General features: G+C 35.5%; 10 protein-coding genes. All 10 read left to right on the top strand.

What is annotated here, in order from left to right:
* Nucleotides 1-171: 171 nt before the first annotated feature.
* The 10 genes from M0M44_RS20565 (at nucleotide 172) to M0M44_RS20520 (ending at nucleotide 16,598) form a co-directional block, all read left to right on the top strand.
* A complete protein-coding gene (locus M0M44_RS20565; RefSeq protein ID WP_248727398.1) occupies nucleotides 172-2,889 on the top strand; it encodes an alpha/beta hydrolase-fold protein in 2,718 nt (905 codons plus the stop codon).
* A 48-nt stretch (nucleotides 2,890-2,937) separates the two neighbouring features.
* A complete protein-coding gene (locus M0M44_RS20560; protein WP_248727397.1) occupies nucleotides 2,938-4,518 on the top strand; it encodes a glycoside hydrolase family 43 protein in 1,581 nt (526 codons plus the stop codon).
* A 151-nt stretch (nucleotides 4,519-4,669) separates the two neighbouring features.
* Complete coding sequence (locus M0M44_RS20555) at nucleotides 4,670-6,613, top strand: glycoside hydrolase family 97 protein (protein WP_248727396.1); 1,944 nt, start codon at nucleotides 4,670-4,672, stop codon at nucleotides 6,611-6,613.
* Between the two features lie 787 nt (nucleotides 6,614-7,400).
* Nucleotides 7,401-10,409 carry a SusC/RagA family TonB-linked outer membrane protein gene (locus M0M44_RS20550; RefSeq protein WP_248727395.1) on the top strand — a complete coding sequence of 1,003 codons (3,009 nt, stop codon included), beginning with the start codon at nucleotides 7,401-7,403 and terminating at the stop codon, nucleotides 10,407-10,409.
* A 12-nt stretch (nucleotides 10,410-10,421) separates the two neighbouring features.
* Entirely contained in the window at nucleotides 10,422-11,915 is a 1,494-nt protein-coding gene (locus M0M44_RS20545; protein WP_248727394.1) for a RagB/SusD family nutrient uptake outer membrane protein, read from the top strand.
* 131 nt (nucleotides 11,916-12,046) lie between these two features.
* A complete protein-coding gene (locus M0M44_RS20540; RefSeq protein ID WP_248727393.1) occupies nucleotides 12,047-13,009 on the top strand; it encodes a glycoside hydrolase family 43 protein in 963 nt (320 codons plus the stop codon).
* 80 nt (nucleotides 13,010-13,089) lie between these two features.
* Nucleotides 13,090-14,391, top strand: coding sequence for a family 8 glycosyl hydrolase (locus M0M44_RS20535; protein ID WP_248727392.1), 1,302 nt, complete (start codon nucleotides 13,090-13,092; stop codon nucleotides 14,389-14,391).
* A 383-nt stretch (nucleotides 14,392-14,774) separates the two neighbouring features.
* A complete protein-coding gene (locus M0M44_RS20530; protein ID WP_248727391.1) occupies nucleotides 14,775-14,960 on the top strand; it encodes a hypothetical protein in 186 nt (61 codons plus the stop codon).
* 25 nt (nucleotides 14,961-14,985) lie between these two features.
* Nucleotides 14,986-15,642 (top strand): DUF6766 family protein, encoded by a 657-nt coding sequence (locus M0M44_RS20525; RefSeq protein WP_248727390.1) that lies wholly within the window; start codon nucleotides 14,986-14,988, stop codon nucleotides 15,640-15,642.
* Nucleotides 15,643-15,770: 128 nt separating this feature from the next.
* A complete protein-coding gene (locus tag M0M44_RS20520) occupies nucleotides 15,771-16,598 on the top strand; it encodes an STAS domain-containing protein (RefSeq protein WP_248727389.1) in 828 nt (275 codons plus the stop codon).
* Nucleotides 16,599-16,608: the final 10 nt, after the last annotated feature.

Genomic DNA, 16,608 nt, shown 5'->3' with positions numbered 1-16,608 from the left:
CCGCAGCAGGATTACGGAATCGGGCTCAAATTCATGGATCCGAAAAACAACTTTGATGCAATAATTAATTTTCACAAAGAAATGGCATCAGAAACTGATTCTAGGATACCAAAGAATCAGGGAAACAGTAGATTTAAACTTATTTAATTAAAGCATATTTAACACGATATCATGAAATCAATACTTAAGTTTTTCGCAGTTACAGTTCTTTTTTTCATTGGACAAAATGGATATTCTCAAGATCCAAATTTTCATGTCTATTTAAGTTTTGGACAGTCTAATATGGAAGGCGCAGCGCCAATAGAAGCTGAAGATAAGGCAAATGTAGATCCTCGTTTTCAGGTTTTGGAAGCGGTAAACTGTCTAGAATTAAATCGCGAGATAGGCAAATGGTACACCGCTGTTCCGCCATTATGCCGATGTAAAACCGGATTAACACTAACAGATTTTTTTGGAAGAACAATGGTTGCTCATCTTACTAAAAACATAAAAGTAGGAGTGGTAAATGTTGCAGTTGGAGGTTGTAAAATTGAGCTTTTTGATAAAGATAATTTCGAAAACTACATGAAAACAGCACCAGACTGGATGTTGGGAATGATTAAAGAATATAATGGGAGTCCGTATGCAAGACTTGTTGAAATGGCAAAAATTGCGCAAAAGACCGGCGTTATAAAGGGAATTTTACTGCATCAAGGAGAATCAAATACAGGCGACACACTTTGGCCCAAAAAGGTCAAAATTGTATACGACAATTTGATGAAAGATTTGAATTTAGACCCTAAGAAAGTGCCGCTGCTTTCTGGAGAAACGGTTCATGAAGACCAAAACGGTAAATGTGCAAGTATGAATAAAATCATTGCAACATTGCCTCAGACCATTCCAACGTCATACGTAATTTCATCAAAAGGCTGTGCAGTTGCTTCAGATTTATTGCATTTTAATGCGGCTGGATATAAAGAATTAGGAAATCGCTATGCAGAAAAGATGCTTTCTTTATTAGGTTATAAAGCAGACAATTCAACAGAACCTTTTATAGTCCAGGCACCAGTAGGTTTTGATCAGATAAACACGACAATTCCAGCAGGAAAAGTAGAAACGATAAGTTATAACTCGAAAACAGTGGGAACAGTCAGAAAAGCAACTATTTATACACCGCCAGGGTTTTCAAAAAATAAAAAATACCCAGTTTTATACCTTTTGCATGGAATTGGAGGAGACGAAAAAGAATGGCTGAACGGAGGAAGTCCGCAGATTATATTAGATAACCTTTATGCAGAAAGAAAACTCCAGCCGATGATTGTGGTAATGCCAAACGGAAGAGCCATGAAAGATGACAGCGCTTCTGGAAATATTATGGCACCAGACAAAGTACAGGCATTTGCAGATTTTGAAAAAGATCTATTAAATGATTTAATTCCTTTTGTTGAAAAAAAATATAATGTTTTCAAAGACAGAGAACATCGTGCCATTGCAGGATTATCTATGGGAGGCGGACAGTCTCTGAATTTCGGTTTAAAGAACTTAGATAAATTTGCTTGGATAGGGGGATTTTCATCTGCCCCTAATACGAAGAAAACAGAAGAGTTAGTGCCTAATCCTGAAGAAACTAAAAAGAAACTGAAACTCCTTTGGATTTCTTGCGGAGATAATGATTGGCTGATTGAAAACAGTAAACGCACCCACGATTATTTATTTAAAAACAATGTGCCACACATTTATTATCTAGAGCCTGGAGTTCATGATTTTAAAGTATGGAAAAACAGTTTATACATGTTTTCACAATTACTGTTTAAGCCCGTTGACGAATCGAGTTTTGCAAAATATACTGTTTTAGGAACCACACCCGAAACGAATATTCGTAATGCTAAGTATCCTCAGGTATTACCTGACAATAGGGTAATCTTTAAAGTCAACGCGCCTGAAGCTTTGAAAGTGCAGATAGATCTAGGACGAAAGTACGATATGCAGAAAGACGCGTATGGAGTATGGAATGTGACAACCGATGTAATCAACGGAGGGTTTAACTATTACTCCCTTTTGATTGATGGTGTAGCAGTTGCAGATCCGTCAAGTGAAACCTTTTATGGAATGGGACGTATGGCAAGCGGAATAGAAATTCCTAAAAGAGATGGAGATTTTTATGAATTGAAAACCGTTCCGCATGGTGAGGTAAGAACAATGAAATACTTTTCGAAAGCAACTAATTCTTGGCGTGAAATGTATGTATATACACCGCCAGAATATGAAACCGCGACCGAAAAATTTCCTGTTTTATATCTTCTGCATGGAGGAGGCGAAGACCAGAGAGGATGGAGCGCTCAAGGAAAAGCAAATTTAATTTTAGATAATCTCATTGCAGCAAACAAAGCAAAGAAAATGCTCATTGTAATGCTTGATGGAAATATGGGGAATACAGGCGGTATTGCCGGTTTTAGCGAAGAAACATTAAAAGCATTTGAAAACGAGTTGAAAAATGGTGCAATACCTTTTGTAGAAAGTAATTTTAAAGTTGCAACTGATAGTAAAAATAGAGCTTTAGCCGGTTTGTCAATGGGAGGACTGCAGACACTTTATGCGGGAATTAAAAATTCGGAACTATTCTCAAGCCTCGGCGTATTCAGTTCGGGCTGGTGGGCAAATAATTCAAAATTAGCTGATCCTCAATATGAGTTTATAAAAAACAATGCGCAGTCTATTAATGGTAATCTAAAAAAATTGTGGATTTCGATGGGAGGAAAGGAAGACATCGCCTACGAGAATTGTCAGATAATGTTAAAAAAGTTTGATCAGCTAGGTCTTAAATACAGCTATAGCGAATATTCTGGCGGACACACATGGCCAGTATGGAGACATGATTTATTGATGTACTCACAGTTATTATTCAATTAGCATCATATTCCTATCAGATATTTTTTAGAAATACCGACAAAAGAAATTATGATAAAAACACAAAATTTTATATATGCTGTTCTAGCCATTATAATGAACATTTTTGCAGGTCAGGCTCAAAATGACAAAGCTCAAAATCCTATTATTTTTGCAGATGTGCCTGATTTGTCTATAATTAGAGTTAAGGATACCTATTATATGAGCAGCACCACAATGCATATGAATCCTGGTGTTCCAATTATGAAATCTAAAGATTTAGTGAATTGGCATCTGGTAAATTATGCTTATCAAACTTTAGAAGATAATGATGATCGACTGAATTTAAATCATGGAAAAAATGATTACGGCAGAGGTTCTTGGGCAAGCAGTCTGCGTTATCATAACGGTATGTATTATGTGAGCACTTTTTCGGGAACAACGGGCAAGACTTATATTTTTTCTACAAAAAATATTGAAAACGGACCTTGGAAAAAAACTGTTTTAAACAATTCGTATCACGATCATTCCCTTTTTTTTGATGATAATGGTAAAGCTTATCTTGTTTGGGGCGGCGGAAAGATTCAAATAGTTGAATTAAAAGAAGATTTATCAGAAGTAAAGGAAGAGACCAAAAAAGTTTTAATAGAAAATGCCAATGAACCTGCGAAAAGCGATATAATGCTGCCGGCTGAAGGATCGCAGCTTTTTAAAATCAATGGAAAATATTATTTATTTAATATCTGCTGGCCCAAAAACGGTATGCGCACTGTAATCATACATAGAGCTGATTCGATTGCAGGACCTTGGGAAGGAAAAATAGGACTGCAGGATTTAGGCGTTGCACAAGGCGGACTTATTGATATTCCAGACGGCAGATGGTTTTCTTATTTATTTAGAGATGCTGGAGGTGTTGGCCGTATTCCGTATCTGGTTCCTGTAAAATGGGAAGACGGTTGGCCTGTATTGGGAGAAAATGGTAAAGTGCCAGAAAACCTAGACCTTCCAGCCCATAAAAGCCTGATTCCGGGAATTGTAAACTCAGATGAATTTATCCGTAAAAATGGAGAAAATGATTTGCCGCTGGTTTGGCAATGGAATCATAATCCAGATAATACATATTGGTCTGTTAAAGAGAGAAAAGGTTATTTAAGGTTAAGAACCTCTAGAATAGACAGCAGTTTTACGCAGGTAAAAAATATTTTGACACAAAGAACTTTTGGTCCTGTATGTTCGGGATCTACAATGCTAGAGTTTTCTAATATGAAAGAAGGAGATTTTGCAGGACTTTCATTGCTGCAAAAAGATTTTGGTTTAGTTGGAATAAAAGTCGAGAATGGCAAGAAAAAAATCATCATGATAAATGCTGAAAATGGAAGTCCAAAAGAAATAGAAAGTGTTTTATTGAATCAGGACAAAATCTATTTTAAAGCCGAATGCAATTTTAAAAACCAAGCCGACCAAGGAAGATTCTATTACAGTTTAGATGGCAAAAAATGGATTAGCATCGGAAGAACTATAATGATGCCATACACACTTCCTCATTTTATGGGCTATCGATTTGGGTTGTTTAATTATGCTTCAAAAACAACTGGAGGTTATGCAGATTTTGATTATTTCCGTGTAGAAGAGAAAATTTCAGAAAGTAAGTAATTCAATATTAACTCTTGAAGAAAAAACGCCAATTATTTGTACCGTAAAACGCTTTAAAACATGAATATATCTAAATTAAGTATTTGTTTTAGTTCTATCTTCAAACAAAAAAATAAAAACTCTTTTAGCAAAAGATAAATCCCTAACAATTATGAATCTTAAAAGTTTAATACTCGTATGTTTGGTTAGCTTTTTAAAACTAAACGCTCAGTCAATAGTAAAAAGTCCAGACGGAAAGCTCATAGTTTCGGTTTCTATAAGTAATGGAATTCCATTGTATAGCGTTACATACAATAAAAAGAGCTTTATCGAAAAATCTCCTTTAGGATTAAAGACAAATGCAGGAGATTTTAGCTCTGGCTTGTCTCTAGAAAGAAATGTGAAAGAAAATAAAATAGACGAGACTTACCAATTGCGCAACATAAAGCAAAGCAGCGTTCATTATATGGCAAACGAAGCCATTTTTTCATTCACAAAAGAGAATACATCTGTACTTGATGTGATTTTTAGAGTCAGCAACAATAATGTGGCATTTAAGTATAAATTATATCCACAGAAAGAAACACTTTCTTGTGTGGTTCAAGAAGAAGTTTCAGGGTTTTTATTCCCAAAAGAAACTACGACATTTCTTTGTCCGCAAAGTAATCCAATGACAGGATTTGCCAGAACAGCTCCGAGTTATGAAACCTCATATACACTAGATGATGCCGTCGGAAAGAATGGCTTAGGAAATGGTTACACATTTCCATGTTTATTTAAAGTAAGTAACAGCGGATGGCTTTTAATTTCTGAAACAGGTGTAGACAGCGGATATTGTGCAAGCAGGTTAATTGGGCATGAAAACGGGTTATACAAAATTGGATTTCCAATGCCGGGAGAAAATAACGGAAACGGGACAACTTCTCCAGGAATATCTCTTACAGGAGAAACGCCATGGCGCACCATTACGATTGGCGAAACACTTGCGCCTATTGTGGAGACCACTATTCCGTTTGATTTAGTTAAGCCAAAATATGAAGCGTCTAAAGAGTATCAGTACACAAAAGGCACTTGGAGCTGGATTATGAAAATGGATAATAATACCACTTTTCCAGTACAGAAGCAGTATATTGATTTTAGTGCTTCAATGGGATATGAAACCATTTTAATTGATGCGCTTTGGGATACGCAGATAGGCCGTGATAAAATAGCCGAATTAGCAGCATACGGCTCGCAGAAAGGCGTAGGACTTTATTTATGGTACAATTCAAATGGATATTGGAATGATGCTCCGCAGGGCCCGAAGGGATTAATGGATAATGCCGCTATTCGACGCAGAGAAATGGCATGGATGAAAAGCATTGGAATAAAAGGCATTAAAGTTGATTTTTTTGGAGGTGATAAGCAGGTCACCATGAAATTGTACGAAGATATTTTAACAGATGCGAATGATTTTGGAATTATGGTCATTTTTCATGGCTGTACCTTACCGCGAGGTTGGGAACGAATGTATCCTAATTTTGCCTCTAGCGAAGCGGTTTTGGCAAGTGAGAATTTGCATTTTGGGCAGCAAAGCTGTGATGATGAAGCTGTAAATGCAGCAACACATACTTTTATTAGAAATACGGTTGGTAGCATGGATTTTGGAGGAAGTGCTTTGAATAAATTCTATAACAGTGACAACATTGCAAATAAAGGTTCAAAAAGAATGACTTCTGATGTGTTTGCTCTAGCGACTTCAGTACTTTTTCAAAGCGGTGTCCAGCATTTTGCCTTAGCGCCAAATAATTTATATGATGCTCCAGATTGGGCTATAAAATTTATGAAAGAAGTGCCTACAGTATGGGATGAGGTTCGCTTTTTGGATGGATATCCAGGCAGATATGTATTACTGGCCAGAAGGAAAGGAGCAAAGTGGTATATCGCTGGAATTAATGCGGAAAACAAAACCCTTAAAACCAAACTAAAATTAGACATGTTTTCTTCTGGGACAGCGGTAAATTATTACACAGATGATGATCAGCTTAATGGAAAAGTAAATGCGCTGAGAATAAATAAAAACAAAGAAATAGAAATAAAAATACCTCGCAATGGAGGGATTGTAATAGTCAATTAAAACAATTTTAATTATTATGATTAAAATGAGTTAATCAGATTTGTTTTGATCAAAAGTCAGTGCCCCAGAATGCTAGATGCTATTTGGGGCATTTTTTATGAAGTAACTAAATAAGACTTTAGACTGATAAAACCTATGCCCAAAAGGATTTCTATTGTCATTTGTGATAAACGTAAAAAACTTGTCAAAAATTTATGGCTCGATGCAGATTATGGAACTAAATCGCATCGGGCTTTCTTGTTTTGAGCAGCATCAACAAATAACTTCAAATAAGGTTTAGTGTTTTTAACAACCGATTGCTGTTTTCCTTTTTCTTGTCTTTTTTGAGTTTTTTTCTTTATAAGATAAATTGTAAAAGAATACTTTTTAACTAATTTTAGTACTATATTACTTATTTTATTATCGTTTTTAAAACAAAATATTTGATTTTTCTTATATTATATTTTCTGTAGAAAATCTGTCAGTTAGCTACTAAATTATTACAATTTATTTTCAAATTTATTTTCAAAATAAATTATTCTTATTTTTTTAAACTAAAAAATATTTTTAATGTTTTTATTTTGATGTTTTTTTATTTATATTTTAAATAAAATACAATGCAACCGATTGTTTTATTGGTTGTTTTTTTATATTTGTTACCGAAATAATTACAATGTGCAGGAATCAGTTTTTTCAAAATAAGTAAGACTCAAAATAAATAACCAAATAAAAATACCACCAATGAACTTTTATTACAATTAAATTACACAAACCATTAACTATTTAAACCAAACAAAAAACTATTAATATGAACTTAAAACTCAAAATTGCACTAATCGGACTGCTGATCGTGAGCAGTCATAGTATAATGGCACAATCAAAGACCATTCATGGCGTGATTACCGACCCCTCAGGATTTCCGTTGCCTGGTGCCGGTATTAATGTAGAAGGAACGCAGAATAGCGCATCAACAGATTTTGACGGTAAATACTCTTTAAAAGGAGTTAATCCAACCGATAAAGTAACTTTTTCTTATGTGGGCTTAGTATCACAGACTATTACTGTGGGAGAAAGAAGCTCGATTAATGTAACTCTTGTTCAATCTACACAAAATTTAAATGAAGTTGTAGTAGCCTATGGTACTCAAAAGAGAACTAAGGTTACTGGTGCAGTTTCAACGGTAAGCTCAAAAGATATTGCCGCTGTACCTATTACAAATGCTGAATCTGCACTGCAAGGACGCGCGGCAGGGGTTACCGTTGTAAATGGTGCGCCAGGCTCTAATCCTACAGTTAGTATTCGCGGTCTGGCTACAATGGGAAATAGTGCTCCGCTTTATGTAATTGACGGAGTATTAACTGGAAATCTTTCTGGTTTAAGCCCTAATGACATTGAGAGCATCTCTGTTTTGAAAGACGCTTCGACTACAGCTTTATACGGTTCTAAAGCTTTTAATGGTGTTATTATGGTTACTACCAAAAAAGGTAAAAAAGGCCCAGGTCAGTTAAGCTTTGGCACTTACGTTGGAGGACAGGAAGTGACAAAAAGGTATAATGTTTTAAATACACAACAATACCTTCAGTATGCTAAAGATTTAGGAAGTGATTTAACCGCTAGAGCAGCTGAGTTTGGAAACATAAATACCAACTGGCAAGACCAGATTTTTCAAACAGGACTTATGCAGGATTATAATTTGAGTTTTTCAAATGGTACAGAAAATTCTACAAGCCGTTATTCTGCAGAATATATGAAACAGGAAGGAGCCATTGTTAATACAGGTTTCGAACGTTATTCTTTTAGAGCTAATAACACGCAGGATATTGGTAAATTAAAAGTAGGAAGCAATATTGGTGTTTCTTTCAGTACCATTAATCCAGAACGTACTGCAGGAGGAAGAACATTATTAGAACATGCTATAAAAATGGCACCTTATTTACCGATATATAACCAAGATAATTTAGGCGGTTACCAAGGACCTAGCGCTATTGATGGCAATGACGCAGAAAACCCTGTTCGTGTAGCTAATTTAGGATATCAGAAAATAAATAACTTATCGATCATTGGAAACATTTATGCTGAACTGGAAATCTACAAGGGGTTAAAATTCAGATCACAAGTTTCTTTAGATTATTATACAGGTAAAGATCATACTTTCATTCCAAGTTTTCAGGATGGTTCTTACCATAAGCAGGCGTTTTCTTCAACAAACGAAACAAATTCTCAAGGACAGACGATCGTTTTTGATAATAGTTTAACTTATAAAACGACTATTGCCAACAAACATAATCTGGAAGTTTTAGGAGTTATTACTAAAATTGATGGAAAATCGCAAAGTGTTGCAGCTGGCAGCCGTTACTACATTTCAAATGAAATTGATCAGTTGAGATATAATGAAGGAAGTTTGGGTTCTGCAAATTATGAAGAAAAAAACTTAGGGTATATTGTTCGTATTAACTATGACTACGATGATAAATATATGCTGGCAGTTTCAGGACGTAGAGACGCATCTTCTCGTTTTGGATCAAATAATCGCTGGGGTAATTTTTATTCTATTGCTGCAGGTTGGAATATAGCGAAGGAAAATTTCATGCAAAATTCTATTTTCAGCACATTAAAACTTAGAGCGAGTACAGGAACAACAGGAAATGACAGAATAGACAATTACCAATACAGCGCTACTTTAATAGCAAATTACAATTATCCAATTGGAGGAGAGAATGCACCTGGAGTTTCTTTGGGAGTGGCAGCTAATCCAGACTTAAAATGGGAGTCAAAATTGGATAGAAATATTGGTATTGATTTTGGATTTTTTGATGAAAAGCTAACGGGTTCATTTGAATATTTCAACAACAAGAGTAGTGATATTCTTTTTGCAGTTCCTCTTGCAGCTTCTGTTGGATCTGCAGGCGGTGGAACGCAGATTCAAAATATTGCTGACGTAAAAGTAAGCGGTTTTGAAGTTTCGATTGGATACAACGACAGAAAAGGAGACTTTACATGGTCTGCTGTGGCAAATTTAGGTACCAGTAAAAATGAGGTGGTGAGTTTAGCTCCAGGGGTAACAAGCGTTTTAGGCGGACCTTCACCAAGAGCAGGTTTAGAGAATTTTTCAAGATTAGAAGTAGGTCAGCCGTTATTTTACTTTTACGGATATCAGACCAACGGAATTTATCAAAATCAAGCAGAAGTAGATGCTGTTTTTGGACCAGGCCAGACATCTGTAAAACCAGGTGATATCAAAATTGTTGATCGTGATGGAAATAAAGTGATTAATTCAGATGACAAAACAAACATCGGAAATCCATATCCTGATTTTACCTATGGTTTAAACCTTAGTGCGGCTTATAAAAACTTTGATTTCAATTGCTTTATAACTGGTGTGGCGGGTAACGACATCTACAATGCCAATACTTTTGATCTAAAAGGAATGAACCGTTTGTTTAATGCCAGCACAGATGTTTTAGATAGAGCAAATGTTGTAAATGGAGTTGTTACAAATCCTTCTGCAACATTGCCAAGAGCTCAAGGGGCAGATATTAACTGGTCTTCAGCAAACCAGCGTTATATAGAAGATGGCTCTTTTACGAGATTAAAAAACATCGCTTTAGGATATACCTTATCTGGAGATGCTTTTAAAAGCTATTTCTCAAAAGCAAGATTCTACGTAAGCGGACAGAACCTTATTACCATAACAAATTACTCAGGTTTAGATCCAGAAATTGCTCGTGCAGATGCTAATGCGAACTCAGCAGGTCTTGATTTAGGAAGGTATCCACAGCCAAAATCGGTAATTTTTGGAATTGATGTTACATTTTAATATTTAAAGACGATGAAAAAAATTAAATATATACTTATAGTACTGTCTGGAGTTTTAAGCATAACTTCATGTGACACGAACGAATTAGAATTGAATAATCCCAATGCTTTATCGCCTGAAACTTTCTTTAAAACTGAAGCACAGGTGCAGTCTGCTGTAAATGCTTCTTATGCAAATCTTCAGACCAGAGGACTTTATGGAAGAAATCTCTTCTTTGCGATGGATCTTATGGGGCATGACGCTTTAGGGAATCCGCAATTAGAAGGTAATAAGAAACCTTTTCAGGATTTTTCTTTTAACGGAGGAAATGATATTATTCAATATTACTGGGAATCTTGTTATATGGGAATCTCCAGAGCGAATTTTGTGTTAGATAATGAACAGAAAATTAACGCTCTTCCAGCTTCTATTTTATCTCAGGAAAAAAAGAACAAATATTTAGGAGAAGCTCATTTTTTAAGAGCTTACTATTACTTTCTACTAGTAAGACGTTTTGGTGATTTGCCGATTTATAAAACAGGTACTATTGTCGGAAATGCAAGAAGCCCTAAAGCAGAGGTATATGCTTTGATTGAAGAGGATCTGGTATTTGCATCTCAAAATCTTTTGCCAAAAGGATCAGAATCTGCAGGAAGAGCTAATAAAGAAGCCGCTTATGCGCAATTGGGTAAAGTATTGTTATATCAAAAGAAATATACTGAAGCTTTAGTAGCGCTTAATAATGTGACGGGTTACAGTCTTGAAGATAAAGGGAATTTTTACAACAACTTTATGGAAGAAACGGAGCATGGCAAAGAATCGATTTTTGAAATTGAGTTTGATGAAAAAAATGGAACCGGTGATCAATGGGGGGCTGTTGGTGATAGTGGAGGAACAGGCTTTGAGGAGTCGACACTAAGAGGTCAGGAATATGGAAATCTTAGCTGGTATAATGTTTATCCGTCAGACGATCTTTTAGATTCTTATGAAGCAGGTGATAACCGCTTTGGAGATACTTTTTATGTGCCAGGATCATCTTATTTAAAAGGAACCAAGGTAATGGTAGCAAGTAATTTTACTACCTCTGCAGGTATTAGAAGAGCAGGGTGGAAAAAATATCAAAACTATTACAATAGAGAAGATGAAGCAACAAGATCAAGCATTAACTTTAAAGTAATGCGTTATGCGGATGTGCTGCTCATGAAAGCAGAATGCGAAAACCAAAGAGATGGCGGTTCGCAGACAGCAGCAATAGAATATATCAAAGAGGTACGCGACAGAGCCAACCTGACAACTAACATTGCTCCAACAAAAGAGGCTGTTTTTGCAGCAATTGTTCACGAACGTCAAGTAGAATTTGCCGGAGAACAATCTCGTTTTGATGATATTATAAGATGGGGTATAGCAAATACTGTATTACAAGGAACAGGTTTTACTGCTGGTAAAAGCGAGTTATGGCCAATACCAAACAGAGAAACCTCGTCTAATCCTAAAATAAAGCCTAGTGATAATAATCCTGGTTATTAAGGCTTTAAATTTTGGTTAGTTTAAGTTAAGTTAGTTTTTTATAAACAGCGCATTTACTGCGCTGTTTATTGTTTAGAGAAATACTATCGAAGAAAAAATCAAATGGAATTTTGAATTAATTCAATCAAAAAATGAAAAATATAAGTAAAATTTTATTGGTGATCATTTCTTGTTTTTTTACAATAAACATAGAAGCACAAAACCCTATTATTAAAGACATCTTTACAGCAGATCCTGCTCCTCTTGTACACAAGGGAATCTTGTATTTATATACAGGACACGATGTAGCCACTACGGAAGATACTAATTATAAAATGGCTGACTGGCATGTGTTTTCGACAACAAATATGAAAGACTGGAAAGATCATGGAGCGGTGCTTTCGCCTAACACATTTTCATGGGCAACGGGCGATGCGTATGCCGCTCAATGCATCGAGAGAGACGGAAAGTTTTATTGGTTTGTTTCGACATTTCATAAAAAAGATGAGGTAAGCCAAGGCGGTGCAGCAATAGGCGTTGCGGTATCAGATAGTCCTACAGGCCCTTTTAAAGATGCGATTGGAAAAGCACTTATAATAAACGAAATGACAACCGATATGAAGTATGGCTGGGATGATATTGATCCGACTGTGTTTGTGGATGGCGATGGGCAGGCATATATGTTCTGGGGCAACGGAAGCTGTAAATGGGTTAAACTTAAAAAGAATATGATAGAGCTAGATGGAGCTATTACCACCTTCAAGCCTAAAAACTATATTGAAGGATCTTGGGTTTATAAAAGAAAAGGGCTTTATTATTTGGTATATGCCAGTGAAGGTACAAAACCTGAAATGATAGAATACTGCACAGCTAAAAATATTGCGGGACCTTGGACGTATCAAGGAATTATTCAGGAAAATGTGCACAATAGTTTTACCACACATCCTGGTATTATAGATTATAAAGGAAAATCATACTTCTTTTATCATAACGGAAGTCTGTCAACAGGCGGCAGCTACAGACGTTCCATCTGTGTAGATTATATGCATTATAATAAAGATGGAACCATTCAAAAAATAATACAAACTGCAGAAGGAGTAAATAGAATCAAATAAAAAGCTTATTTAATTTTTCTAATGAAGCGAAAGATTTCAGAGTGCACCTTTTTTGAATTAACTAGTAAAATAATAAAAATATGAACATGGTTATAGCTAAAGATTTTACAACTAATTACCTGATTAGAACCCGACTTCTACGATTGATTTTTGCAGTGATGATTCCATTTTTAGTTATTAGTCAAAATAAAAAGAAAGCGGATAAATCAGAATTAAAAAGGCCTCAATACCGTAATCTTTTTAAAGAAGCAGGCTACAGCCAAATTGATATCGACAAGAAATTGGCCAAAGCCTATTATGATGTTTTTGAAGGACCAAATAAAGTTTATTTTGAAGAAGGGGATACTCTAGGATACGTTTCTGATATCAAAAATAAAGATGCCCGTACAGAAGGAATGTCATACGGTATGATGGTGGCCGTTCAGCTTAATAAAAAAGATGTTTTTGATCGTCTATGGAGATGGTCCGTAAAATACATGCAGCATCAAGATGGGCCAAGAGAAGGATACTTTGCATGGAGCGTAAACCCAGAGACTAAAAAACAAAATTCTCCAGGTTCTGCTTCAGATGGAGAATTGTACTATATAACAAGTCTGCTTTTCGCTTCTAATAAATGGGGTAATGATACAGAAATAAACTATTACAAAGAAGCAAGGAAAATACTAGATGCTATGTGGAAGAAAGATGTTACTGGTAATGTGCATAATATTATTAATACAGAACATAAGCAAATTACTTTTGTTCCAGAAGGAGGAGGCTACAACTGGACAGATCCTTCTTACCATGTTCCTGCCTTTTATGAAATATGGGCATTGTATGCCAAAGACGGACACGAGCAGTTTTATAAAGAATGTGCCGATGTTTCGCGTAACTTTTTGCATAAAGCCTGCCATCCTGTGACGGGGCTAAATTCAGATTATACAGAATTTAATGGAGAACCGCATCCGACACCTTGGATGCCTCCGGGATTCCGTTATGATTCTTGGCGAGTTCCTATGAACATTGCCATGGATTATACTTGGTACGGAAAAGATAAAGAATGGCAGGAAGATTATGCGAAGCGATTTCAAAATTTCTTAAGGTCTAAAGGATTAGATACTTATGAAGACCAGTTCAATCTGGATGGTTCTACTCCAGAGTTTATTCTTCAAGCAGGTCCGGTAAAAAAACTAAGACATTCGATCGGATTAGTAGCAACGGCAGCTACAGCATCATTAGTAAATAAAGACAAAGCAAGTATCGATTTTGTTCATGCTGTTTGGAATGCCAAGCTAGAGCCTTATGAAGACGGTTATTTTGATCCATATTATGATGGATTAATGTATCTCTTTAGTTTAATGCATCTGAGTGGAAACTACCAAATTATAGCTCCAAAAGGTTAATCAAATTTTAAATCTAAAAAATAGGAAACAGTATGTAATTGTGTAGTGTTTCAAAGTTAATGATATGAGATTTTAGAATTCTAAACTTTTGAATTTGAACAAATCTTAGGAATATTTAAAGATGAGCATTACTGCTCATCTTTTTTTGTTAAATCAGACAAAAGAAAAATTATATCTGGCTGATTTATGCTCTGGAAAAGAATTCTAATTGGTCTACGGTGGTTTATTTTGTTTTTTAAGGGGAATAATATAAATAAAGTATAACAATGATATAAAGTAGTCCGCTAGAGCTTCTATACCTTTAGTTTAAAATTAAACAGCATAATGGTTTATTCCCAAAGGAGAAATAAGCAAATTTTTAATTAGTAAAAAAATAAAATATTATGTATAAAGAAGGACAACAGGTACAGCAGGAATTTGGTACACAGGTCATGAAGGTTGTTGGTTTTGAACCCGATTTGATAGAGAACGTTATAACAGAATGGGAAGATGAGGAAGGAACTATTGTAAAAGGAAAATTTATGGAATCTCAATTACTGCCTGCGGAAGATGAATTAGAAAAACAATAGTCTGCAATCTTTTACAACTGAAATCATGAAAAAATTTTTGCGCAATAATGGGCTTTCGATTTCTTTTTTTCTATTATTTGTAATCTCTTTTGTAGGACAGGTTTTATTTGGATTTGTAGAACACAATAAAGATCTTTTAGAAGACGGAGCCTCAACAATCAGTTTGGGGTCTTATTTTTCTACAGGACATTTTATAGAATCTACATTTGAAAATTGGGAAAGCGAATTTCTTCAAATGGGTTTATTAGTGGTATTGACTATTTTTCTACAGCAGAAAGGTTCTTCAGAGTCTAAAGATTTCGATAAAGAAGAAGAAGTTGACAGAGAGCCATCATCCAAAAGAAAAAATGTTCCGTGGCCGGTTAAAAAAGGTGGATGGATATTATCTGTCTACAAGCATTCTCTCAGTATTGCCTTATTTTTATTGTTTTTTATTTCTTTTGGCGCACATTTTTATGGGAGTTTGAAAGATGAAAATGAAAAGCTGGCATTAAAAGGTTTGCAGCTTGAAACTGCTTCGGAATACATTGGAGATTCCAGATTTTGGTTTGAGTCTTTTCAGAACTGGCAGAGCGAATTTCTGTCGGTATCTGCTATAGTTATTTTTTCCATTTATCTGAGACAGATAGGTTCTTCTCAGTCTAAACCTGTAGATGCTCCCCATATGCAGACGGGAGAATAATTTTGCTATTAAAGTAGGTTATGTATACAGAAATTAAAGGTGTTTTTTTTACAAGTATTTTCTGAAATTCGACAGTTTTGCTAACATTAATTGTCTATATTTACATGAATATCCAAATATCACAACAAATGCAGAACAATCTCCTGGCAAGCTTGAAAGAGCACCAAAACAAATTATTGACTACATGGTCTCAGCTTTTACAAGCAAGCGGTTCTACTGACGGAGCAACAGAAGAAGAAGAATCAAAGGAGTTCGCGGCTCTTTTACTGGATGCTTTAAAGCATTCAAATGGAAATACTGAATCAGACGAATTTGAAAAGGTTCATGATCTGTTAATCGGAATTTCAAGTTCGAGGGGCAGACGCGGTTTTTCACCTCGTGAAAATGCCCAATACTTGATTGCTTTTAAGGAAGCGGCTTCTAAAATTCTTTCAGAAATAGAGTCTGATCCTTCAAAATTATACAGCGCTAATTTAGAGTTAAGCAAACTGCTGGATAATATGACAATCCTGACTTTTGAATCGTATATGAAAGGACGAGAAGATGTCATTTCAAGACAGATTGATGAGATCAGCGAGATTTCGACTCCTGTTATTCGTGTTTGGGATGGTGTTGTGGCACTTCCTATTATTGGTACACTAGACAGTTCTAGAACACAAGTTGTTATGGAAAATCTTTTACAGCAGATTGTGGATACAGGAAGTTCTATTGCGATACTTGATATTTCAGGCGTGCCGGCAGTAGATTCACTGGTAGCCCAGCATCTTATAAAAACTGTAAGTGCGACCCGTCTAATGGGAGCAGAGTGTATTATCAGCGGTATCCGCCCTGAAATTGCACAAACTGTAGTTCACTTAGGAATAGATCTTACTGGAATTATTACCAAAGCTTCACTTGCAAGTGCTCTTCAAACAGCCTTTGATATGCTTCAGCTTACAGTTGTGAAAAGAAAATAACGAATTAGAT

This window comes from Flavobacterium humidisoli (assembly GCF_023272795.1).
Taxonomy (GTDB): Bacteria; Bacteroidota; Bacteroidia; order Flavobacteriales; family Flavobacteriaceae; genus Flavobacterium; species Flavobacterium humidisoli.
Note: the sequence above shows the minus strand (reverse complement) of the source record. Positions and strands in the feature narration are given on the sequence as shown.